Annotated in this window: 21 protein-coding genes and 1 pseudogene; 8 read left to right on the top strand and 14 right to left on the bottom strand. The window is 58.7% G+C overall.

Going from position 1 to position 19,912, the window contains the following annotated elements; genetic code table 11:
• Positions 1 to 35: 35 nt before the first annotated feature.
• The 6 genes and pseudogenes from AC0V6L_RS01480 to AC0V6L_RS01455 form a co-directional block, all read right to left on the bottom strand.
• Positions 36 to 1,162, bottom strand: a pseudogene (locus AC0V6L_RS01480) (CaiB/BaiF CoA transferase family protein).
• A 74-nt stretch (positions 1,163 to 1,236) separates the two neighbouring features.
• Positions 1,237 to 2,157, bottom strand: a complete 921-nt coding sequence (locus tag AC0V6L_RS01475; RefSeq protein ID WP_486152476.1) for a hydroxymethylglutaryl-CoA lyase — start codon at positions 2,155 to 2,157, stop codon at positions 1,237 to 1,239.
• Positions 2,158 to 2,763, bottom strand: coding sequence for a 3-isopropylmalate dehydratase small subunit (gene leuD, locus AC0V6L_RS01470; RefSeq protein ID WP_486152474.1), 606 nt, complete (start codon positions 2,761 to 2,763; stop codon positions 2,158 to 2,160).
• Positions 2,760 to 4,124, bottom strand: coding sequence for a 3-isopropylmalate dehydratase large subunit (locus AC0V6L_RS01465; RefSeq protein WP_486152472.1), 1,365 nt, complete (start codon positions 4,122 to 4,124; stop codon positions 2,760 to 2,762). The genes leuD and AC0V6L_RS01465 overlap by 4 nt, the downstream gene beginning before the upstream one ends.
• 24 nt (positions 4,125 to 4,148) lie before the next feature.
• The gene (locus tag AC0V6L_RS01460) at positions 4,149 to 4,658 is read right to left on the bottom strand and encodes a DUF3598 domain-containing protein (protein ID WP_486152470.1); all 510 of its coding nucleotides are present in this window, start codon (positions 4,656 to 4,658) and stop codon (positions 4,149 to 4,151) included.
• A gap of 61 nt (positions 4,659 to 4,719) precedes the next feature.
• Positions 4,720 to 6,003 (bottom strand): alpha/beta hydrolase, encoded by a 1,284-nt coding sequence (locus AC0V6L_RS01455; RefSeq protein WP_486152468.1) that lies wholly within the window; start codon positions 6,001 to 6,003, stop codon positions 4,720 to 4,722.
• A gap of 91 nt (positions 6,004 to 6,094) precedes the next feature.
• Here AC0V6L_RS01455 and AC0V6L_RS01450 point away from each other — a divergent pair, with 91 nt between their 5' ends.
• Genes AC0V6L_RS01450 through AC0V6L_RS01425 form a run of 6 tightly spaced genes read left to right on the top strand, consistent with a single transcriptional unit; the run spans position 6,095 to position 10,971 of the window.
• Positions 6,095 to 6,778, top strand: a complete 684-nt coding sequence (locus tag AC0V6L_RS01450) for an isochorismatase family protein (RefSeq protein ID WP_486152466.1) — start codon at positions 6,095 to 6,097, stop codon at positions 6,776 to 6,778.
• Between the two features lie 3 nt (positions 6,779 to 6,781).
• Positions 6,782 to 7,681 carry a polysaccharide deacetylase family protein gene (locus AC0V6L_RS01445; RefSeq protein ID WP_486152464.1) on the top strand — a complete coding sequence of 300 codons (900 nt, stop codon included), beginning with the start codon at positions 6,782 to 6,784 and terminating at the stop codon, positions 7,679 to 7,681.
• Positions 7,678 to 8,619, top strand: a complete 942-nt coding sequence (locus AC0V6L_RS01440) for a polysaccharide deacetylase family protein (protein WP_486152463.1) — start codon at positions 7,678 to 7,680, stop codon at positions 8,617 to 8,619. Before AC0V6L_RS01445 ends, AC0V6L_RS01440 begins: the two co-directional genes overlap by 4 nt.
• Positions 8,616 to 10,043 (top strand): aldehyde dehydrogenase family protein, encoded by a 1,428-nt coding sequence (locus tag AC0V6L_RS01435; protein ID WP_486152461.1) that lies wholly within the window; start codon positions 8,616 to 8,618, stop codon positions 10,041 to 10,043. The genes AC0V6L_RS01440 and AC0V6L_RS01435 overlap by 4 nt, the downstream gene beginning before the upstream one ends.
• Positions 10,040 to 10,501 carry a hypothetical protein gene (locus tag AC0V6L_RS01430; RefSeq protein ID WP_486152459.1) on the top strand — a complete coding sequence of 154 codons (462 nt, stop codon included), beginning with the start codon at positions 10,040 to 10,042 and terminating at the stop codon, positions 10,499 to 10,501. Before AC0V6L_RS01435 ends, AC0V6L_RS01430 begins: the two co-directional genes overlap by 4 nt.
• Complete coding sequence (locus tag AC0V6L_RS01425; protein ID WP_486152457.1) at positions 10,498 to 10,971, top strand: DUF1330 domain-containing protein; 474 nt, start codon at positions 10,498 to 10,500, stop codon at positions 10,969 to 10,971. Before AC0V6L_RS01430 ends, AC0V6L_RS01425 begins: the two co-directional genes overlap by 4 nt.
• On the opposite strand, the gene AC0V6L_RS01420 is transcribed toward AC0V6L_RS01425, so the two are convergent.
• The 8 genes from AC0V6L_RS01420 to AC0V6L_RS01385 form a co-directional block, all read right to left on the bottom strand.
• A complete protein-coding gene (locus AC0V6L_RS01420; protein WP_486152455.1) occupies positions 10,968 to 11,690 on the bottom strand; it encodes a hypothetical protein in 723 nt (240 codons plus the stop codon). The genes AC0V6L_RS01425 and AC0V6L_RS01420 overlap by 4 nt on opposite strands.
• 31 nt (positions 11,691 to 11,721) lie before the next feature.
• The gene (locus AC0V6L_RS01415) at positions 11,722 to 12,747 is read right to left on the bottom strand and encodes a nitrilase-related carbon-nitrogen hydrolase (protein ID WP_486152453.1); all 1,026 of its coding nucleotides are present in this window, start codon (positions 12,745 to 12,747) and stop codon (positions 11,722 to 11,724) included.
• Between the two features lie 21 nt (positions 12,748 to 12,768).
• Positions 12,769 to 14,337 (bottom strand): FAD-binding oxidoreductase, encoded by a 1,569-nt coding sequence (locus AC0V6L_RS01410; RefSeq protein WP_486152451.1) that lies wholly within the window; start codon positions 14,335 to 14,337, stop codon positions 12,769 to 12,771.
• On the bottom strand, positions 14,337 to 14,537 hold the full coding sequence (locus tag AC0V6L_RS01405; RefSeq protein WP_486152449.1) for a hypothetical protein: 201 nt from the start codon (positions 14,535 to 14,537) through the stop codon (positions 14,337 to 14,339). The genes AC0V6L_RS01410 and AC0V6L_RS01405 overlap by 1 nt, the downstream gene beginning before the upstream one ends.
• A gap of 65 nt (positions 14,538 to 14,602) precedes the next feature.
• Positions 14,603 to 15,634: an MFS transporter gene (locus tag AC0V6L_RS01400; protein ID WP_486152447.1), complete on the bottom strand. Its 1,032-nt coding sequence runs from the start codon at positions 15,632 to 15,634 to the stop codon at positions 14,603 to 14,605.
• Positions 15,627 to 15,905 carry a VOC family protein gene (locus AC0V6L_RS01395; protein WP_486152445.1) on the bottom strand — a complete coding sequence of 93 codons (279 nt, stop codon included), beginning with the start codon at positions 15,903 to 15,905 and terminating at the stop codon, positions 15,627 to 15,629. The genes AC0V6L_RS01400 and AC0V6L_RS01395 overlap by 8 nt, the downstream gene beginning before the upstream one ends.
• Complete coding sequence (locus tag AC0V6L_RS01390; RefSeq protein WP_486152443.1) at positions 15,872 to 16,741, bottom strand: hypothetical protein; 870 nt, start codon at positions 16,739 to 16,741, stop codon at positions 15,872 to 15,874. The genes AC0V6L_RS01395 and AC0V6L_RS01390 overlap by 34 nt, the downstream gene beginning before the upstream one ends.
• On the bottom strand, positions 16,734 to 18,998 hold the full coding sequence (locus AC0V6L_RS01385; protein WP_486152441.1) for a TonB-dependent receptor: 2,265 nt from the start codon (positions 18,996 to 18,998) through the stop codon (positions 16,734 to 16,736). Before AC0V6L_RS01385 ends, AC0V6L_RS01390 begins: the two co-directional genes overlap by 8 nt.
• A gap of 196 nt (positions 18,999 to 19,194) precedes the next feature.
• On the opposite strand from AC0V6L_RS01385, the gene AC0V6L_RS01380 reads away from it, so the two are divergent.
• Together AC0V6L_RS01380 and AC0V6L_RS01375 are read left to right on the top strand one after the other, a co-directional pair.
• Entirely contained in the window at positions 19,195 to 19,704 is a 510-nt protein-coding gene (locus AC0V6L_RS01380; protein WP_486152439.1) for a hypothetical protein, read from the top strand.
• Positions 19,667 to 19,879: a hypothetical protein gene (locus AC0V6L_RS01375; RefSeq protein WP_486152437.1), complete on the top strand. Its 213-nt coding sequence runs from the start codon at positions 19,667 to 19,669 to the stop codon at positions 19,877 to 19,879. The genes AC0V6L_RS01380 and AC0V6L_RS01375 overlap by 38 nt, the downstream gene beginning before the upstream one ends.
• Positions 19,880 to 19,912 lie beyond the last annotated feature (33 nt).

The following is a 19,912-nucleotide window of genomic DNA, read 5'->3' as shown; positions in this document are numbered from 1 at the left end:
GAGACGGGCGGTCGGCTGGTAGTGCTTTTCTAGCCCTATTCGCCCGCCTGCCCCACAGCGCCTGCATCCAGAAGTGCAGCAATTTTGCCCGCGTCATAACCCAGCGCCTTCAGCACAGCGCGGGCATCCTCGCCCGGCTTGGGCAGTGACTGGGCAGAGCCAATCCGCTTGCCATCCATTTCCAGCGGAATGGTGGGCAGGCGCACCTGCGTGCCGTTATCCAGCGTCACATCCTCAAGCCCGCCTTGCGCCAAATGCGGATCGTCAAACATATCCTCTGGCTTGCCGATTGGGGCGAAAGGCAGGCCGGAACCGTCCAGTTTCGCAATCACTTCAGCGGCTGTCATCGTGCCGATCAGCGCGCGGATTTGCGGGATGATCTGATCGCGCGCCATCACGCGGGCATTGTTTTCGCGCCAGTCCTCGTTCGCCCAAAGATCATCGAGAGCGAACAGCTTGCAGAACTTCTCCCACAAGGCATCGGTGACAACGCCGATAAAGACGGGTTCGTCTTTGGTTTCGAACACATCATAGACCGCCCAGGCAGACACGCGCGCGGGCATGGGGGCAGCGGGCGATCCGGTGACGGCATATTGCGCCATGTGCTGGCCCACGAGGTAGATGGTGGTTTCAAACAGGCTGGCGGTGACTTTCTGGCCGCGCCCGGTGCGGTGGCGCTGTTCCAATGCGGCCAAAATGCCGATCACGCCGAACATGCCGCCGGTCACATCAATAACGCTTGCGCCTGCGCGCGTGGGTTTGCCCGGGTGGCCGGTCATATAGGCAAGCCCCCCATCATCTGCGCGACCTCGTCCAGAGCGGTGCGGTTTTCGTAAGGGCCGGGCAGAAAGCCTTTTTCGCTGGTGTAGATGAGGCGTTCATTGCTCTTTGCGCATTCCTCATAACTCAGGCCCAGCCGATCAAGCGCGCCGGGGCGAAAGTTCTCAACCAGCACATCAGCTTTGGCGATTAAGTCTTTGGCAACGCTTAAACCTTCTGCCGATTTGAGGTTAAGGCAAATCGATTGCTTGCCTCTGTTGTACATCGGGAAATAGCCTGATCCGGAACCGAGCAAGCGGCGCGTTCGGTCTCCGCCAATGGGCTCCACCCGGACAATTTCCGCGCCAAGTCCTGCGAGAATGTGGCCCACGGTTGGCCCCATGACCATATGGGTGAATTCAACAACCTTGATCCCGGCAAGCGGCTGGGGAGTGGCAGTTTGAGTGGCGCTCTCGCTCATGCTGCGATCCTTTGTGCGTAATCTTTCATGGGGCCAGCATCGGGCGTAAATCCGTACATCGGCTCGCCCGGCAGCGCGTCTTCGATGATGGCGCGCACTTTCAATAGGGCATCAAGGTCAATGCCCGTCTTGCAGCCCATCGCATTGAGCATCAGCACCAGATCCTCTGTCACCAGATTGCCGCTTGCCCCCGGCGCAAACGGGCACCCGCCAAGCCCGCCCAGCGAGGCATCAAAGGTGGTGATCCCTTCCTCCAGCCCCGCAACCACATTCGCAAGGCCGAGCCCGCGCGTGTTGTGCAGGTGCAAAGTGGTGAGCATGTCATCGCCCACCGCCTGCTTCACCTTGCGCGTCAATCGGCGCACTTGCGCAGGGTCAGCATAGCCTGTTGTGTCCGACAGGCTGAATTCCATTGCGCCTGCCTCGGCGGCTTTTTCTGCCAGACGCACCACCTGATCGTCTGCGACCGCGCCTTCCATGGTGCAGCCGAATGCGGTGGAAAGCCCGACGGCAAAGTGGATGCCATGATCCTTGGCGATTGACGCGGCAGCGGCGATTTCTGCAAGCATGGCGGGGTGATCCTTGCGCACATTCTTGACCGAATGCGTCTCGCTCATCGAGAAAGGGATGCTCATCCCATCCACGCCCGCTTTCGCAGCGAACTCAGCGCCTTTGGCATTGGGCACCAAGGTCACCACATTCAGCCCCTCGATGGTTTTAGCAAACGCGACCAGCTCCGCTGTGTCCGCCATTTGCGGCAACAGCTTAGCAGGGACAAAACTGCCCACTTCGATCTCTTTCACTCCGGCAGCGGCTTCGGCTGCGATCCAGCGCTTTTTGGCATCAAGCGGCATCACCCGGTCAATGCTTTGCAGGCCATCGCGCGGGCCCACTTCGGATATGAGGATATCGGTCATTTATGTCTTCTCCAGATACACCCATGGCCGCGCGGGTCTGTCCGCGCTCAGCCATGTTTCGATAGCGTCCGCCTGAGTGAGAGTGAGGTCAATCGCATCAAGACCTTCGCCCAGCATCTGCTTGGCTTCGGCATCAATGTCGAAAGAATGGACGGCGTTCGCGCACGTCACTTGCTGCGCGGCGAGGTCGATTGTTACTTCGCAATTGGCAAGGTTTTCAATCACATCACGCGGTAAAGTGACAGGCAGGATAAAGTTGCGCACGCAATTGCCGTAAAAGATCGGGGCGAAGCTTTCCGCGATTATCGCGCGGATGCCGTATTCGGCCAAAGCCCATACGGCGTGTTCGCGGCTGGACCCGCAGCCGAAATTGGCGCCCGCCAGCAGCAATTGTGCGCCCCTGTGGGCAGGCTGGTTGAGGACGAAGTCCGGGTTTTCGCTGCGCGCATCGGCATTGGTGTACCGCCACGGCGCAAACATCCCATCGGCCAATCCATCGCGCCCGGTGGTGCGCATTTCGCGGCTGGGAATGATCGTGTCGGTGTCGACATTGTCGCGCATCAAGGGTGCAGCAAGAGCGGTGAAGGGCTGTGGGAAGGCGCTCATTTGGCATATTCCCGCGGGTCAGCAATCGCGCCTGCCAGCGCGCTTGCCGCGACGGTTTCGGGCGACGCGATATGCGTGCGGATGCCGGGGCCCTGGCGCCCTTCGAAATTGCGATTGGTGCTTGATATGGTCCGCGAACCTTCGGGAAAACCTTCGCCGCCTGCATAAAAGCACAAGCTGCACCCGCTCATGCGCCATTCAAATCCGGCAGCGGTAAAAATGGTGTCGAGCCCTTCTTCCTCTGCCTGCCGTTTGACCGCCAGCGATCCCGGCACGACCAGAGCTTTCTTGATCGAAGGGGCAATCCGGCGGCCTTCAAGGATGGCGGCTGCGCGGCGCAAATCGGAAATGCGGCTGTTGGTGCACGACCCGATGAATGCCGCATCAAGCGGTGTGCCTGCCAATCCATCGCCCGGCGCAAGCCCCATATATTCATGCGAGCGCGCTGGCCCCTGCGGCACTGGATCGCCGATGGGGATGGTCTGTTCAGGGCTGGTGCCCCAGCTGACCATGGGCGCGATTGCCGATGCATCAATCACGATCTCAGCATCGAATGCCGCGCCGTCATCGCTGGAAAGGCCTGCCCAATAAGGATCAGCAAAATCACCGGGCGCAAAAGGGCGGCCCGCCAGATATTCGAATGTCTTTTCATCCGGCGCGATAATGCCTGTCATCGCGCTGAACTCGGTCGCCATATTGCAAAGGGTCATGCGCGCTTCCATCGCCAGCGCTTTGACAGCATCGCCGGCAAATTCGACCACATGGCCCGCCCCGCCGCCTGCGCCGTGCTGCGCGATCAGAGTTAGGATCATATCCTTTGCCGTCACTCCGAATGCGAGCTCGCCTTCGAAACGGGCCTGCATCGTCTTGGGTTTTTCCAACCGCAACGTGCCCGTGACCATCGCGTGTTCGGCTTCGGATGATCCAATGCCCCAAGCGAGCGCGCCAAACGCGCCTTGTGTGCAAGTGTGGCTGTCAGGCGCGACCAGCGTGAGGCCGGGCAGCACCACGCCTTGTTCGCCGCTGATGATATGGACGATGCCCTGATCCCGGTCGTTCACATCGAACAATCGGATACCGGCCGCTTTGCAGGCGGCGCGGGTTTCGGTGATAAATCCGCTGCCCCCCGGCATCAGCGTATGATCGCCGCGCCCAATGCGCGTGTCGACAATGTGATCCATCACCGCAAAAACGCGCGCCGGATCGAGCACTTTGCGGCCCATTTCAGCCATGCGTTTCAGCGCCGCTGCGCCCGTGCGTTCGTGCAGAAACACCCGGTCAATCGCAATCAGGGATGAGCCACCTTCGGCGTGATTGACCGTGTGCCCATCCCAGATTTTATCCAGCAGTGTCTTTGCCATAAGTCCCTTGGTTGGCCTATTCGTTCAGGCGCTGGCTTTCATTTCAGCATCAATCGCGCGCCAATCCTTGGTCACAAATGTCTCCTGAATGGCAGTGCGTGTTTCAAGCATTCCATCGCGGATCCAGTGCCATGTGCGGCAGCGGTTCTGACCGTCATCGGATATCTGGATTTGCTCATAGAGGTAAAGCGAGGGATCGCCTGTGCGCTGCCAGTAAAGCATCATTGTGCGGTTATATTCATCCAGCGCCACTTCGGATGCCCATCCCTGGATCAGGTCATTGTCCCACCAGATGCGCCCATCGCGGTAGGTGGCGGGAAAATCGCGCGTTTCTGTTTTGCCGTCCGGCCAGGTGTAGAAATTGGTTTGGTGATAGGGAATGTCATCCTTGCCCGTCATGCGGCACATCAGGCGGCTGGCGTGCTGATCTATCTTTTCGTCCTGCGCGTTGAAATAGGTGTAGGTGCCGTCCCATACGCCTTCATGGCGAGCGAGCAGCGGCATATTGGCGGCAAATTCGGCATAGGTTGTCATCGTCAGCTTTCCTTCTTGGTCTGCAAATATTCGTGCCAGCGGCGCGCTTCGGCTCCCGCTCTTATACGGGCGGTGGCGCGCTGTTGTAAGGTGTTGAGCGCCAGGGCGCTGGGTTCGAGCGGGATCGCATTGGAGGCGCTCGCTTCGTACCACGGGGCAAAAATGCCTCTGCCCGCGCTATGGCCCAGCTGCGTTGCAGGTGCTGGCCAAACCGGTCCGGGCTAAGATCAGGGTAAAGCTGATCGGGATCGCCTGCGGGGATTTCGGGCCAAACAATCTCGCTTGCATTCAAAGCATCTGCCGCAGCCTGGATGGCCGCACCTATATCGGCGGCGGGATCGGACTGGCCGTGGCCGGGCACATCAATCGCGAGCGCGCCCGCTTCAGGCTCGGCCATTTCGCCGGCAGGCCCGTGCAGCACCAGAGTGCCGCCGCGCGTCCCTTTCCAATGGATCAACCCTGTATCCAGCGCCAGCCAGCCTTCATCTGCATTGCCGTTCAGCCCATCTGCCGAAGCAGAGGCGGGATGCGATTGGAGAAAGGCGAGGCTCTCAGACCAGTGATCGGCAGGCGTTGCCACCTTCTTCGCGCTCCACCCGGCAGGCATATCGCCAAGCCTGTCAATGTGTTCCTGCAAAGGATCGCCATCATAAGCCGTGATCAGGCACGGCGGCGACTGCTCGCCGGTTCCGGGAATATCGCGCGGCGCGCGCAGCACTGCGCCGTATCCCGCGCGGTAATCATTGCCCGCATCGAGCATTTCAGAAACCGCCTGATTGACCCGCGCAATATCGGCATGCGCGACAGACAATCGCGCTTCCTCGCGCGTGTCGAACCATGGGAAAACCCAGCTTTGCTCCAGCATCCGGTTCCACAGCCAGGTGAGGTGTTCGCCATAATCCGAAGGGTGAAATTCGGGCAGATATTTCTCCCCAAAGATGCGCATTTCCTCATCGGTCCATATCGCATAGCCGCCAATCGCGAGGCTATCGAAACGGGCCGGATGCCGTTTTAACGCGGTCACCAGAATGATCCCGCCCGAATGAAAACCATAAGCCGGGCAGCGATCCACTCCCAGCGCATCTAGAAATTCGATCAATCCATCGGCAAAATCATTGATATCAGGGTTGCCCGGCAGGGCTTCACTTTGTCCGAACCCCGGAGAATCTGGCGCAATGCACGTGAAATGCGCGGACCATTGCTGCATCAGCGCTTCGTATTCAGCGCTGGAACGCGGGCTTTGATGCACCATCAAAAGCATCGGGCCTGCACCGCATCGGCGATAATGGACGCGCCTGCCTGTGCTGGGTATCGATACGATGTGACGGGTGATTTGTGCGCTCACGAAAGCCTCAAAGTTGTCCGGACAAATTTTACTCGACACGGCCTTAAGGGCGTTTATGGTCCGCGTCAAAGCAGAATCGAAGGGCATATATATGGCTGATCTCGTCGGCACCAAAATGATCGAAGAGGGCAAGACCGCGCGCGAATTGTTTGAAAGCGTCATGGCGAACCCTGCGAGGAAGAAATTCGGCTTTGGCGAAAAACTCGCGATTGTGAATGTCGATGTGCAGCAGGCCTACACCCGCACCGATCTGTTCAAGACCGCGTATGAGACCGATCCGCGCCAGATCGAATATATCAACACGATCAGCCGCCTTGCTCGCGAAAAGGGCATGCCGGTAATCTGGAGCCGGGTCGCCTATAAAAGCGATGCGGGCGATGCAGGGGTATGGGGCACGCGCACAGACACGCCCGACAGTTTGCAGAACATCAAATATGACAGCGAGCGCCATCAATACGACCCGCGCTGCGAGGTTGATGAAAACGACCTCCAATACACCAAGCGTATGCCATCCAGCTTTTTCGAAAGCCCGCTCGCAAGCTATCTGACATTTCACAAAGTCGATACGGTGGTTGTGACAGGCGGGTCCACCAGCGGATGCGTGCGCGCAACGGCGGTGGATGCACTCAGCTATGGATACCGCACGATTGTCCCGATTGAGACCTGCGCGGACAAGCATGAAAGCTATCACTTTGCCAATCTTACCGATTTGCAATTGAAATATGCCGATGTTGAACCCGTGCAAACGGTGATTGACTGGCTGGAGGCGCGCTGAGCTATGAAGGAAGGCGCGCCCGATCCCGATCTTTACGATTACGCGCCCTATCGCGGGCGGCCAAAACTTGAATGGCCCAGCGGCAAAACCTGCGCCGTCTGGGTGGCGCCAAACCTCGAATATTACGAGATCGACCCGCCCATTGGCCCGCACCGTAAACCCTGGGCCAAAGCGCATCCCGATGTCGCCGGCTATTCCTACCGCGATCATTCCAACCGCGTCAGCCATTGGCGCATGGCCGATGTGATGAGCCGGCACGGCTTTCCCGGCAGCGTCAGCCTGTCGGTGGCTCTGTGCGATCATCACCCCGAAGTCATCGCGGACGGCGCAGCGCGCGGGTGGGAGTTTTTCAGCCACGGCATTTACAACACGCGCTATTCCTATGGCATGACCGAAGCGCAGGAGCGCGCGATCATTGAGGATTCCATCGAAACGGTTGACCGCGCAACCGGGCAGCGCATTCGCGGCTGGCTCGCGCCTGCTTTAACGCACACGCCGCGCACGCTGGACCTGCTGGCGGAATATGATTTTCACTACACCTGCGATCTGTATCACGATGATCAGGTGCAGGCGGTGAAAGTGGCAAAAGGCAATCTCGCCTCGATCCCCTACAGCCTTGAAGTGAACGACCATTACGGTTTCAACGTCTACGGGATGTCGGGCCGCGAGTATGCCGATTGTCTGATCCAGCAATTTGACCGATTGGCAGACGAGGGCGAGGCTACCGGTTCGGGCACTGTCATGTGTGTGCCGCTGCATGCATATCTGATCGGACAACCCCACCGCATTGGCCCGTTTGAAGAAGCGCTGGCGCATATCGCGGCAGACCCGCGCTGCTGGAAAGCGCGCGCGGGCGAAATTGTCGATGCGTGGCGGCTTCAGCAGGGGAGGGCCGGGCAATGAGCCTTCCCGAAAACTACACCATCTATCCCCATCGCCGCGAAGGGTATGACCATCAGTTCTACGAATGGTCGAACATGCACAATCGCCCAGCCATCCAGTGGCCCGATGGCAAATCGGTTGCGGTGTGGCTGTGCGTCAGCCTTGAATGGTTCCCTATAACGCCCGAGGATAAACCCTTTCGCGCGCCGGGCCATATGGTCACGCCTTACCCCGATTACCGCCATTACACGGTGCGCGATTACGGCAACCGGGTGGGCGTGTTCCGCATGCTCGATGCGTTCAAAGCGGCGGGTGTTCGTGCAAGTTTCGCTGTTAATGCGGCGGTGGCTGAGCGCTATCCGGAATTGATCGAAGCTGTGCTTCAAGACGGTCATGAAATCATCGCGCATTCCGCTGATATGAACGGAACAATCACATCCGATCTGCCAGAAGCCGAAGAGCGCACTCTCATCGCAGACAGCCTGTCGCGGCTGGAGGAGGCAAGCGGGGCGCGACCCAAAGGCTGGCTCTCCATCGCCCGTTCGCAAAGCTGGCACACCGCCGATATTTTGGCAGAGCACGGCGTCCAATACACCTGCGACTGGGTGAATGATGAATTGCCGTACCGGTTCAAAAACGGGCTGGTGAACATGCCGCTGAACACCGAATTATCCGACCGCATGATTGTCGCCACGCAGCAGCATTCAGCAGAAGGCTGGGCGAAGATGATGCGCGACAGTTTCGATTGGCTGGCCGCTGAGGCCCGAGGCTCAGAAGGTGGACGGGATTACACAAAAGGCGGCGGGCGGATGCTGCCCATCCACTTAACGCCCTATATCATGGGTCTGCCTTATCGCATTGGCGCGCTTGAGAAATTGCTGGCCGATTTCACCGCGCGCGGTGCAGCATGGATCGCAAGCGGCGGTGAAATTGTGGCCGAATGGGAAAGCCAGCAATGACAACAATGCATGCCCGCAACCCCCGCACTGGCGAGGCGGATTATGAATTCGCCACCAGCACGCGCCAAGACGTCAATGCGCAGGCCGTGCGCCTCGGCAAAATGCAACCTGCATGGGAAGCCATGGGAGCTGAGGGCCGCGCTGCTATTATGCTTCGCTTTGCCGATGCGGTAGAGGCCGCCGCGCCGCAGATTGCCGAAGCGCTTGCGATTGATACAGGCCGTCACGCGGTCGCGTGGATTGAGGTTGAGGGATTGTCGCGCAGCATCCGCCGCTGGGCTGCGCGCGGGCCTGAATTGATCGCGGGGCTGGACCGGGCGGCGACCCCCTCTGCCACGCCCGGTTTTGAAATTACGCCCGATTATTCCGCATATCCATTGTTCGGCGCGATTGCCCCGTGGAATTTCCCGGTCATCCTCAGCCATATTGATGCCGTGCCGGCTTTGATGGCGGGCTGTGCAGCCTTGGTGAAACCGTCCGAAGTTACCCCGCGATTTGTAGAGCCGATGCGGGCCGTCCTGGCCAAGGTGCCTGAATTGCCGCTTGCCTATGTCATGGGCGGGGCGGATGTCGGGCAGGCCTTGATCGAGGAAGTGGATTATATTTGCTTCACCGGTTCCACCACGACGGGGCAAAAAGTTGCCGAAGCCGCCGCGCGTCAGCTTATTCCGGCCAATCTGGAATTGGGCGGGAAAGATCCGATGATCATCACCGCCAGCGCTGATCCTGAATGGGCAGCCAATATCGCTTTGCGCAGTTCGATTGTGGCGACCGGGCAGGCGTGCCAATCGATTGAGCGGATTTACGTGGCGCGTGATATTGCCGAACCTTTCCTTGGCTTTTTGGCGGATGCGGCAAAGCGGGTCGAAATCACCTATCCCGACCCAAAGTCAGGCCATATCGGCCCGTTCATTTTCCCCGATCAGGCGGGCAAAGTGCAGGCCCAAATTGATGACGCTGTCGCCAAAGGCGCGCGCGTTCTGGCAGGCGGCAAAGTGGAGACTTTGGATGGCGGGCAGTATTTGCGCCCCACGGTCCTCACCGATGTCACGCCAGACATGGCCGTCATCGTTGAGGAAACCTTTGGCCCGGTTCTGCCTGTCACTGTCTTTGACGATGTAGACGATGCCACCGCGCAGGCGAATGACACCGCTTACGGTCTGGCTGCCGCCGTGCTGGCCGGATCATTGGATGAAGCTGCGCAGGTTGGCGCGGGGCTGGAAGCGGGCGCGATCAGCCTTCAGGACGGGGCGCTCACCAGCATGGTTTCCGATGCCACCAACCATTCACGCAAAGCATCAGGATTAGGGCCAAGCCGGATGGGCGATGAAGGCATGCTGCGTTTCCTGCGCCGCCGCGCGATGATCGCGCAAACGGGCCAGGCGCTGCCCATTGATGCCTACCGCGAAGGGCAATCCGCATGAGCAACCGCGCCGCTTTGGAAGCGATAATGCCCGCTATGCTGCTCCATGAAGGCTGGTGGGACGGGATGTACCGCGATTTTGATCTTAATGGCACGCTCACCGATGAACGCCGGGTCAAAACCCACTGCGAATTTCCTGATGCCGGCGATTGGCATTATATCCAGCACAATTGGTTGAGCTGGGCCGATGGGCGCGAGGCGGTGTATGAATTTGGCGGCAGGCTGGAAGGAGACAGACTGATCTGGAACACGGATCGCTTCTCTGGATATGGCTGGCAAACCCACGAACACACGATCATGCTGCGGCTCAACCGGTTGGATGTGCCGGGCGCTTGCTATGTCGAGATGATCGGGCTGTTCCCCGGCGCACAAAACCGCGCGCGCACGTGGCAATGGTTCAAAGACGACGAGCCATGGATGCGCACCTTGTGCGATGAGAAAAGGATTGAGGGACCATGATCGCACTGAGTTTAGCATTGGCCTTGCAAGGCGTAGCAGCGGGCGAAGCACCACCGCCGCCGCAGACCACTTGCGATCAGCCCGTGGTGATGGTCGTTACCGGGCTGACGCTCGACCGGGCCCGCATGGCCGCATATGGCAAAGCCATCGCCGACAGCAAAATCTATGAGGAACTGGGCGGCTATTACCTCAACATTCCGCGCTCGCTTGAAACCTTTGAGGGCACCCAAGACCCGCGCGCGACCACGATCACAGTGCGCTTTCCCTGTATCGAGAATGCGCGCGCGTTCTGGTATTCCAAGACCTATCAGGAAACGATCCTGCCGCTGCGCCAAAATCCCAGCGCGGGCGATTACAGCGTGCGTGTCTACCCTGAGGCACCTTTGCGCGAAGACATGATCGGCAAAGTGGGCGATGCGACCTACATGTCCGATTTCCCCGCTGACGCGATTGAGCAGGTTGAGCGCTAACGCTCCAGTTCGACCAATTCGTACCGGTTCATCATATACCCATCGATTGAACCATAGACGAGCACATGGTCATCATCGGCGGTCACCCACATATCAAAATCAGGATGGCGCGTGCCGCCCATGCCTTCATCGCTTTCATCGACATAGCGGTAATGGCGGCAGGCAAAAGTGCCCGCTTCGACGGTGCGCTGTTCTTCGCCGACATATTCCATCGTCATTTCAAGATAAGCGATCTGCGGCGCGGTTGCTCCGCGATGATCGGGCGAGGGGAGATAGAATTTCAGCCGCCGCTTATGGGGCCCGCGCGCCAGATCCATCAGCCGGGTGGTAAAGCCATCGCCCGCAATCGGATGCGTGCCAAAGGCGTCAAAATCGCCCGCCGCGCGGCTTTCTGAATTGCGGCCAATGCCGGGGCCAAAACTTTCGCAAGTGATCTGATCTGCGCCTGCATCATAACGCATCCAGCCCGAGCCCAGAAATTCATCACCCAAAGTCAGATGCACCAGCAGATTTTGCGGCTTTCGATCCGGGCCGATATGGCACGTGATATTGCGAAGGACAGCGGGGTCGGGTTCTTCAATTTCGCACTGCGCGCTCATGATGACAGAGCCATCTGCATGGTGCGAGAAATTGAACCATTCGCGCCCCCTTTCCTGTCCCTCCATGCCCGGCTTCATTGAGGAATAGCGGATTTTCCCGCGCACATTACGGTGTTTCATCAGATCAACCCGGCGCTATCCAGCCGGGCAATCACTTCTTCCTGCGCGCGCTTGAAGTAATCGCGCGGGGGATCACAGGCGCGCCGTCTTGCATCATGCCATTGGCGCGGTGAAACGCCTCAGCGCTCGCGGCATAGGCATCGGCGAAGAGGCCGGGGCGCTGACGGGCGAGGGAATTGATCATAGCAGGCGCGCGCCGCGCTGCACGCAAAGCGGCCAGATCAACCGTGCCAAACGCGGTAAAGGTTTCCCCGTCGCCTGCCTGCGACATCAGCTTGCCGCGATAATCGACCATCCGGCTGTTCCCATCCGCACTGGCCAGCGGCAGGCCCGTGCCTGCAATCCCGGCGGTGTTCGCGGATACGACATAGGCCATATTCTCAAACGCGCGCGACTGTTTGGCGATATCTTTTGGCGTGGCGAGCGGCGATCCGATTTCGCTGGAGGAATGGGCGAACACTTCGGCCCCGCGCATTGCCAGAACGCGCGCAATTTCAGGATAGAGAATTTCCTCACTCGCCACCGCAGCAATCCGGCCAATATCGGTGCTGGCGACGGGAAAGACCCCTTCGATCCCGTAACGGTCCAGATAATCCTCCCATACATCATGCGGGGAAGGGGCAAACATCGACAGCAAGCGGCGATAGCGCAAAACCGTATCGCCGCTTGGCGCGACGACGAAGCTGGTCTGAAAATAGAAATCGGGAAAAGCGCCATCGCGTTCATAGGCATTGCCCGCGATGAACAGTCCCAGCCGCTGAGCGACTGCGCCAAGGGCTGTGTATTCCGGCCCGTCCACATCCCACGCGGCCTTGGCGGCGAAATCCCCAATCGATATGCGCCCCGGATAGGACGTGAACAGATATTCGGGCAGCACTGCCAGTTTGACAGGTGCGCCCGCATATTGCGCGATGAATATCGACGAGGCGCGGATCTGCCCTTCGATCGCGGCAATATGATCAAGCATAGCGCGGCGCGCGGCATCATTATCCAGCGGCTCGACCGCGCGCGCGGTCAATTGCATGGCGACAGCGGCGTAAGGTTGCGGTGTGGTCATGGCGGCCCCTTCAATCCCTCACTACAGTCCGAGCGAGCCGGGGTTCATCATGTTTTTGGGGTCCAGTTCAGCTTTCGCCGCTTTCAGCAGAGCATCGGCGCGCGGATGCAGGCTGCCGCGATAACGATAAGTCCGCCCGATCTGGAAATGCGCCGCGTCGTGATCGTAAAAGATATCGACAATGGCTTGCTTCAGCTTTTGCGTCAGCGCCCATGCATCGGCATTGGCCGCGCCTTTGGGCAGTTTCTTAAGATGCGCCGCCTCAATCGTGTCCTCGATCAAAGGATTGCGTGCATCGGGCCAATACAGGCACGGTTCAATCACCATGCCCGCACCGCCAACCGCCGCGATCAGAGTTCCATAATGCACGCCCAGCGCCTCCATTTCGACAGCGTGATCGGCAAACAGTTTTTCAAACGCGGCAAAGCAGGCGGGCGATTGACCATGCGAAACCAGCCCGTGAATGGGCGCCCAGCGTTCTCCATCGGGGCCAAGGATTGAATTCAAAGGCCCAAACGGATTGGCGCGGATGATCTTGGGAATGGTGTTTTCCACCTCGCGCCCGCCGCACCGTTTTACGATGCCGCGCGCAATTTCGATATCGGCATCAGCAGCCGCTTGAATGCGTCCTTCGGCAAGGACATGCATCGAGAAATTGGCGTCTTTAAGGAAATCGCGGCCCGCCGCGACAACCTTTGCGCCTTCCTTCAGCGCTTTCAGAACGCCGCCTCCGCTGCCGGCCTGCTTTTTCATCATGCCGACCAATTGCTTGGCATCGCTCGTCAGGCTGTCGCGCTTCATCCGAATGGCGTTCAAGTAGGGGTCAAAACCAAAGCACTCGGTCGCGATCCCCTGCCGCTCAATCGCGCTGGAGGCTGCGAACCAGCTTTGCGCATCATCGAATGCAAAGCTCGCGTAAGCGTGGCAATCAGCTTCCGGGATCAGTTTGAGCGTCACGGTCGCCTTGATCCCCAATGCGCCTGTATCGCCCAGAAACATGCCGGTGAGATCGGGGCCGTAAGGGCGCGTGTGTTTCTTGCCCGTATTCATCAAAGTGCCATCGGCCAGCACCACTTCGAGCGCAGTGCAGCTTTGCACAGCAGAGCCATAGCGGCCTGTGCCCCAGAAAATGCCGTTCTGGCTCATCCCGCCGCCAATGCTGGCCTTGAGGCCTGACAATGTGCCCCACATGGGCGTGCGCAAATGGTGATGTGACAGCCGCTCTTTAAGCGCTGCCCAGGTGCAGCCCGCCTCCACCGTGACCGTCATGGAAACATCATCCACTTCGATGACACGGTTCATGTGCCCAAGGTCAAACAACACCGCGCCCGCGCGCGTTTGGGTGTATCCGCCCGTATAGCTCATCCCCCCGCCGCGCGGGGCGACCGGATGCCCGGCATCTGTTGCAGCTTTAACCGCTGCGGCCAATTGGTGTTTGTCACGGGGGCGCACCACAGCGGCGAGGTCCGCACCGCGATCGTAGATATCGTGCGCGTAAAATTCGAGGCTCGCGCCGTCGGTGAGCACATCAGCGCCGCTCGCGCGAAGGCTATCAGCAAGATCGGTGGGGGTGGCGGCAAGAGTGGCCATCAGGCAGGCTCCATTTGGGGGTCAGAAGGTGTTTCCGCTTCGGGAAAATCATCGGGATAGCGGCCCAGAAGCAGCAATAGCGCGCCGCCAACTACGAACGCTGGGATCGCCAATTGAAGTACTGAATCAAAGCTGCCTGTCGTGTCGAAGGTTCTCGCGTAGACTACCGGTGAAGCGGCGGAGAAGAGACCGAAGGGCATGTAAAGCATCCCATAGATTTTGCCGTAGTGGGCCATGCCGAAGTATCTGCCAGTCAGGTAGGCAATTAGATCGCTTTCAGCGCCTGCGGCAAAGCCAAGAAAAAACCTGCAAGTGCTGCTGTCACTAATGTGAGCCCCGGATCAAGAAGAAGCATGGCGGACAGGGCGGGGAGGCACAAAAGTGGGAATGCCACAAACCCTTGCCAGAATCTGTCGAGCAGTGCGCCAGTTATAATCCGGCCCGAAAAGATACCTACCGCAAGCACCGTGATTACTGTCGCAGCGTTACGAGCATCTATTCCGCGCTGCTCAACAATGGTCGCCATATTGATATACGCCCCGCCAAAGCTGAGCGCGATCAAAGCGATTGAGATCCATATCAAATAGAAGCGATAGTTTCGAAGTGCAGCTCCGAGTGTCACGCCAGTTAGGTTCCCACCTTCACCTTCGATGGCTTTGGGACGCTCTTCTTTAGTGGGCTCGCGGAACAAGAAATAAGCAAGGATTAGAGCGGCAATTGGAAATAGTCCCAAGGCCGCGAACATCGACCGCCATCCAAGCCCCTCGATTATGCGAACGGCAATTTGAGGAACTATCATTGCAGTAAAGCTCGTGCCTGTAAGCAGAATGCCAAGCGCCAAGCCGCGATTCTTGTAGAACCACAAATTTATAGCTCGGCTCCAAGTGACCGGGGTGGAGCCTATGCCAACAAGCCCGACCAAGACCCAGAATGCGTAGTAAATTGGCAGTGCTGCAGCACCGTCCCCTTTTGGTGTCAGAGAAATTGCAGCAAAGGCGGCAGCGAAAGCAAATAACGACCACAAGGCAACCGGCCGCACTCCGAGACGATCTGCCATCCAGCCAAAAAACGGCGCTAGAAAACTAGCGATTACTCCAAATATTGTGATTGGCAGCACTGCTTCTGTCTGCGTCCAGCCAAACTCATCGCGCAGCGGTTTTATGGTAAAACCAATGATTGCATAAGGGATCGGCGATGCGCCGCACATCACGCCCAGGGTGGACGCAAGCAGAACTTTCCAGCCGAGCGAAAATTCGCCCCTTTCCGGTTGGGCGGGAGGCGAAGTTTCGTCAGTCATTGGCGCTGTAGAACTCCGTCAAATTGCCATCGGGATCGCGCACGGCAAACATATCCACCGTGCCGATCCCTTCGATCACAACATCCGCCGCTTCGTAGGCAAATGCAATGCCTTTGGCGGAAAGCATTGCGCGGTAGGCAGCAAAATCCGCCACGGGATAGCGCACCGACAGAATGCCCAGATTGGGCGGAGAGGCGCGGCTGGACAAATCCTCGCCGGTAAAGCCTGCGATCTGCATCACTTCGACCCGGCCCGTCTCGTCGCCGGGCACGGGCTGCAACGCCGCAGCGCTGCGGGGGTGTCCGGGGTGAGGTTAAGCGGAATACCAAAATTGGATCGGGCAGGCGTAGCGGGTTCGCTATCCACATCGAAGAGCACGCCAAACGCAAGCGTATCTTCGTAAAAGCTGCGCGCGGCCGCTTTGTCGCGGACCATGCGCATGGAATTGAACCCCTGACTGATCGCTCCAATGGGAAAAGCGGTGAAATCGGGCGTGATGCGTTCATAGACGGCAATATTGATGCCATGCGGGCCTTGCAGCACCACATTGCGCAGGTCCGATGTGCCAAACTGGAAACGGATCGGCTGGCTTTCCGCCCACCAGCCCAGCGCAATTGCCGTGTCGAACAGCTTGGGAATATCGTCAGAGCGGACCATCAGCGAATAGATGCCGCCAGTATCCCACGCGCGCGCTGCGATGCGGATGGGTTTTTGCGCGGTGCCTTGGAACCGGACAAAGCGGATGCAGCCTGTTTGCGCTTGCGGTGCGCACCAGCGTTCGAACCGCGCAGTCGCCGCTGGCGGTAAGGCCCAGTAATCAAGCTCAGTGCGAGAAACCTCGCCGCTTGCGCGCAGATGCCATCCGCCGGCCACGCGGAACAGCCGTGTCACCGGATCAAATTCGGCAACGCTGATAACGGTCTCGCTCCATGGCTTAACCCCGTACTGCGCCGCTTGGGGTTCGGGCCGGGCAGCATCTTGCGCCGCAGCCGGGGCGGGCAAAGCGGCACTGACGAGGCCCGCGCCCAACAGCGCCAAGCCAAGCAAAAATGCGCCGGCCACTTTGGGCCGGCGCAGGAGAGAGCCAAGGGTCAGGCGATCACTCAAATGAGACGCCTACATCAATTCCAAATGTCAGCGGCGGCGCGGCAAACACCTGATTTTGCGAACCGCCAGCAAAGGTGTTGGCGCGGAAATATTCGCGGTCGGTCAGGTTCTTGCCCCAGATGGTGACGCGCCAGTTATCCGCGCGGTATCCGATCCGTGCATCAAGGCGAAAGCCGGGTTCCTGCTCAGTGCCGGGAACATTGGCGACCAGGCCGAACGTATCATCTTCCCATGATCCATCACCGCCAAAGAACACTTCGCCATTGCCCACAGGAATTTCGTAAACAAACCCCAGCAATGCTTTGAAGTCTGGTGCGTTTTTCAGATCAAGGCCCAAGGCACAATCGATGATCGCCTGTTCGTAGGCCGCCGTTCCGGGAGCTGCGCCAACCGCGCCGCAGGCAAGGCCGGGCACTGTGGTGGTGCTGCCCGAAAGCAGGCCAGCCTGATCGAAATTGAGCGATTGATATTCTGCATCAAGGAAGCTGGCATTGCCGTAGATTTGCAAGCCATCAACAGGCTCAAGCCGCCCTTCGATCTCAATGCCCTGAATGCGCGCTTCGCCGGCATTGATCCGGGTAAAGCCGCCTGTGGGCAGTGTTCCGCTGATCTGCAGGTCTTGATAATCGTTGTAGAAATAGGTCGCGTTGAATGTGCCGCGATCATCCCAGAACTGTGTGCGATAGCCAACTTCGATGCTGTCGAGCTGTTCTTCATTCACACCGCGGAAACACGCGACCGGGCTAAAGCAATCGGGCGAGAAGCCGGGTGATTTGAAGCCTGTCGAATAGGACGCATAAAGCAGGATATTATCGGTCAGCTCATAATCGACTTTGCCTGTCCAGGTGATGTTGTCAGTGCTGGTTTCGCCTGTGATCCCGCTGCCAAATCCTGCGAGCGGCCCGCCTGCATTGCCTTCAAATTCGCGATCTTCGGTGGTCCAGCGAAGCCCGCCGGTCAGCGTCAAGGCATCGGTCACATCAAAGGTTGCTTGGCCGAACAGCGAGAAGCTTTCGGTCTCGACCTCGTTCTGGAAAGGGAACACGAAAGTGTAATTCAGATTGACGCTTTCCTGATAATAGAATGCGCCCGTCGTAAGGTTGAAAGGCCCTGCAAAATCGGTGTTCACCAGCACTTCCTGGCTGAACTGGTCCTGCTCGGTCTGCTGGAAGAACGGGAAACTGATAAAGCTCGACAGATCATCGCTCAGCGCGCGCAATGCGGTGATCGAGGTTACCGAGAAATTGTCATATTCACCCGTCAGCTGGATCGATGCGCCATAGGCTTCAACCGAGCTGTCGAAATTGGTCACACAGCCGATGGGCTGGAAATTGACGGGGGTGAAGCCCGAACAGGTCACGCCCGCTGCCGGTTCGACTGTGAAAATATCCTGATCGACGTCGGTTGTGATCGCCGGATTGGTGCTGCTGGCGGCAAGCGAGCTTGGCACCGGGTCGCTGTTGTCTGCGGTGTAATCAAAGATCGCCAGCGCAGTCCAATTGTCATCAAGCTGGCCGAACAGGCTGCCGCGAAACGCGATCACTTCCTCTTCGCCCACTTCGGTGCCCGCCTCGCCAGCGAAATCGCCGTTGGGGTTCAATGTGTGGAACCCGTCGCGCCGCTTATACAGGCCCGTCACCCGGCCTGCGATATCATCCGAGCCGACATTGACAGTGCCGCGCGCCATGATCCGGTCAAAATTGCCGTAGCCAAAATCAGCGGAGAAAGTGGTCTCCCCCAATTGCGGGCGAACCGAGGTAAACTTGATCGCGCCGCCATTGGTGTTGCGGCCATACAAAGTGCCTTGCGGCCCGCGAAGGACTTCGACCTGTTCAACATCAAGCAGATCGACAAGCGAGCCAACCGTGCGGCCAAGATAGACATTGTCGATGTAGATGCCCACCGCAGGATCAACCGCGCCGCGCGATTCGTCTTCGCCAACGCCGCGGAAAAAGATCCGCGCGGATGAAGACGTGCCGGTGCCGGTGGTAATCACCACGCCGGGGATCTGCGATGTCAGATCGTTCGCATCATTGATCTGGCGGCTTTCCAGCTGCGCCGCGTTCAGCGCCGAAACCGATGCAGGCACATCCTGAAGGTTTTCAGCGCGGCGCTGCGCGGTGACAACGATTACATTGTCATCCTCTTCCTGCGCGCCAGAGGTGTCCTGTGCGATCGCGGATGAAGGGAATGCTATGAGCGCGCCAAGCGATACGCCTGTAGACAGCGCGAGAGCCTTGAAACGAGAGAGATGCATTGCTGGATATCCTTTTAGGAAATGAACTGGGCAGACTTGCCAAGCGATCCCGTGCGTTGGTAACGGGATTTGTCCGGACAAATACTTGCCTGTCAAGCCGGGAAGTGCAATTTGTCCGGACAAATTGAACGAATCTGCCGCCAAATGCGTTTTTCTTGCAACAGTTTTGCTTTCGATCTTTCCTAAGGAGAGCCCCGTGTCGTTACCTGATCTCGCTTATCCGACCCTTGTTTACGCGCATTTGCTGTTGTTCGTGCTTTGGCTGGGCGCGGATGTGGGTGTGTTTGTGCTGGGTCAGCATTTCCGCCGCCGCACGGTGTATACGCTCGACCAGCGCATTGCCCTGCTCAAATTGCTGGTGGAGGTGGATATGGTCCCGCGCAGCGCTTGGGCGCTGATGGTGCCTTTGTCGCTGAGTGTGGTGGATCTTGGCAATTGGTGGGATGTGCCTACCGCTTTGCTAATCGGGGCATGGCTTGTGGGTCTGTTTTGGCTGGCGCTTGTCTGGGATTCTGCATTTTCACGATCAAACCCCGCGCGCCGCGCGCAATCGCAAAGTCGAAGGCTGGCTGCGCTGGCTCATTGGCGGTTTTTACCTCTGGTTGGGCGGGCAAAGCTTAATTGTGGGCGAGCCGCTAGCGCCGGAATGGCTGGCTTGGAAAGCACTGATGTTCGGCTTTATCTTTGTGGCGGCGATCATGATTGATGTGACGTTCAAACCTGTCGGCGCGCAGCTGATGGCGGTGCTTGAAGAGGGATCGAGCGACGAAACCGAAATACCCCTGCGCCGAACCATGGACCGCACGCGCATCTGGGTGTGGGCGGTTTACGTGCTGCTGCTGATCACGGCCTTTTTGGGCAATGTGAAACCGTTGCTTTGAGAGCGCACTTTTCGTCGCAATCAAAACTTGTTC

The sequence above is a fragment of the Erythrobacter sp. JB1-15 genome, assembly GCF_057365035.1.
This window is presented reverse-complemented; position numbering and strand designations above follow the sequence as displayed.

Coding starts and splice junctions, on each gene's coding strand:
- AC0V6L_RS01450 (WP_486152466.1), top strand. CDS start 6,095: ATGGCTGATCTCGTCGGCACCAAAATGATCGAAGAGGGCAAGACCGCG.
- leuD (WP_486152474.1), bottom strand. CDS start 2,763: ATGAGCGCCTTCCCACAGCCCTTCACCGCTCTTGCTGCACCCTTGATG.
- AC0V6L_RS01465 (WP_486152472.1), bottom strand. CDS start 4,124: ATGGCAAAGACACTGCTGGATAAAATCTGGGATGGGCACACGGTCAAT.
- AC0V6L_RS01475 (WP_486152476.1), bottom strand. CDS start 2,157: ATGACCGATATCCTCATATCCGAAGTGGGCCCGCGCGATGGCCTGCAA.
- AC0V6L_RS01425 (WP_486152457.1), top strand. CDS start 10,498: ATGATCGCACTGAGTTTAGCATTGGCCTTGCAAGGCGTAGCAGCGGGC.
- AC0V6L_RS01420 (WP_486152455.1), bottom strand. CDS start 11,690: ATGAAACACCGTAATGTGCGCGGGAAAATCCGCTATTCCTCAATGAAG.
- AC0V6L_RS01405 (WP_486152449.1), bottom strand. CDS start 14,537: ATGCCCTTCGGTCTCTTCTCCGCCGCTTCACCGGTAGTCTACGCGAGA.
- AC0V6L_RS01375 (WP_486152437.1), top strand. CDS start 19,667: ATGTTCGGCTTTATCTTTGTGGCGGCGATCATGATTGATGTGACGTTC.
- AC0V6L_RS01385 (WP_486152441.1), bottom strand. CDS start 18,998: ATGCATCTCTCTCGTTTCAAGGCTCTCGCGCTGTCTACAGGCGTATCG.
- AC0V6L_RS01440 (WP_486152463.1), top strand. CDS start 7,678: ATGAGCCTTCCCGAAAACTACACCATCTATCCCCATCGCCGCGAAGGG.
- AC0V6L_RS01400 (WP_486152447.1), bottom strand. CDS start 15,634: ATGACTGACGAAACTTCGCCTCCCGCCCAACCGGAAAGGGGCGAATTT.
- AC0V6L_RS01430 (WP_486152459.1), top strand. CDS start 10,040: ATGAGCAACCGCGCCGCTTTGGAAGCGATAATGCCCGCTATGCTGCTC.
- AC0V6L_RS01460 (WP_486152470.1), bottom strand. CDS start 4,658: ATGACAACCTATGCCGAATTTGCCGCCAATATGCCGCTGCTCGCTCGC.
- AC0V6L_RS01415 (WP_486152453.1), bottom strand. CDS start 12,747: ATGACCACACCGCAACCTTACGCCGCTGTCGCCATGCAATTGACCGCG.
- AC0V6L_RS01445 (WP_486152464.1), top strand. CDS start 6,782: ATGAAGGAAGGCGCGCCCGATCCCGATCTTTACGATTACGCGCCCTAT.
- AC0V6L_RS01410 (WP_486152451.1), bottom strand. CDS start 14,337: ATGGCCACTCTTGCCGCCACCCCCACCGATCTTGCTGATAGCCTTCGC.
- AC0V6L_RS01435 (WP_486152461.1), top strand. CDS start 8,616: ATGACAACAATGCATGCCCGCAACCCCCGCACTGGCGAGGCGGATTAT.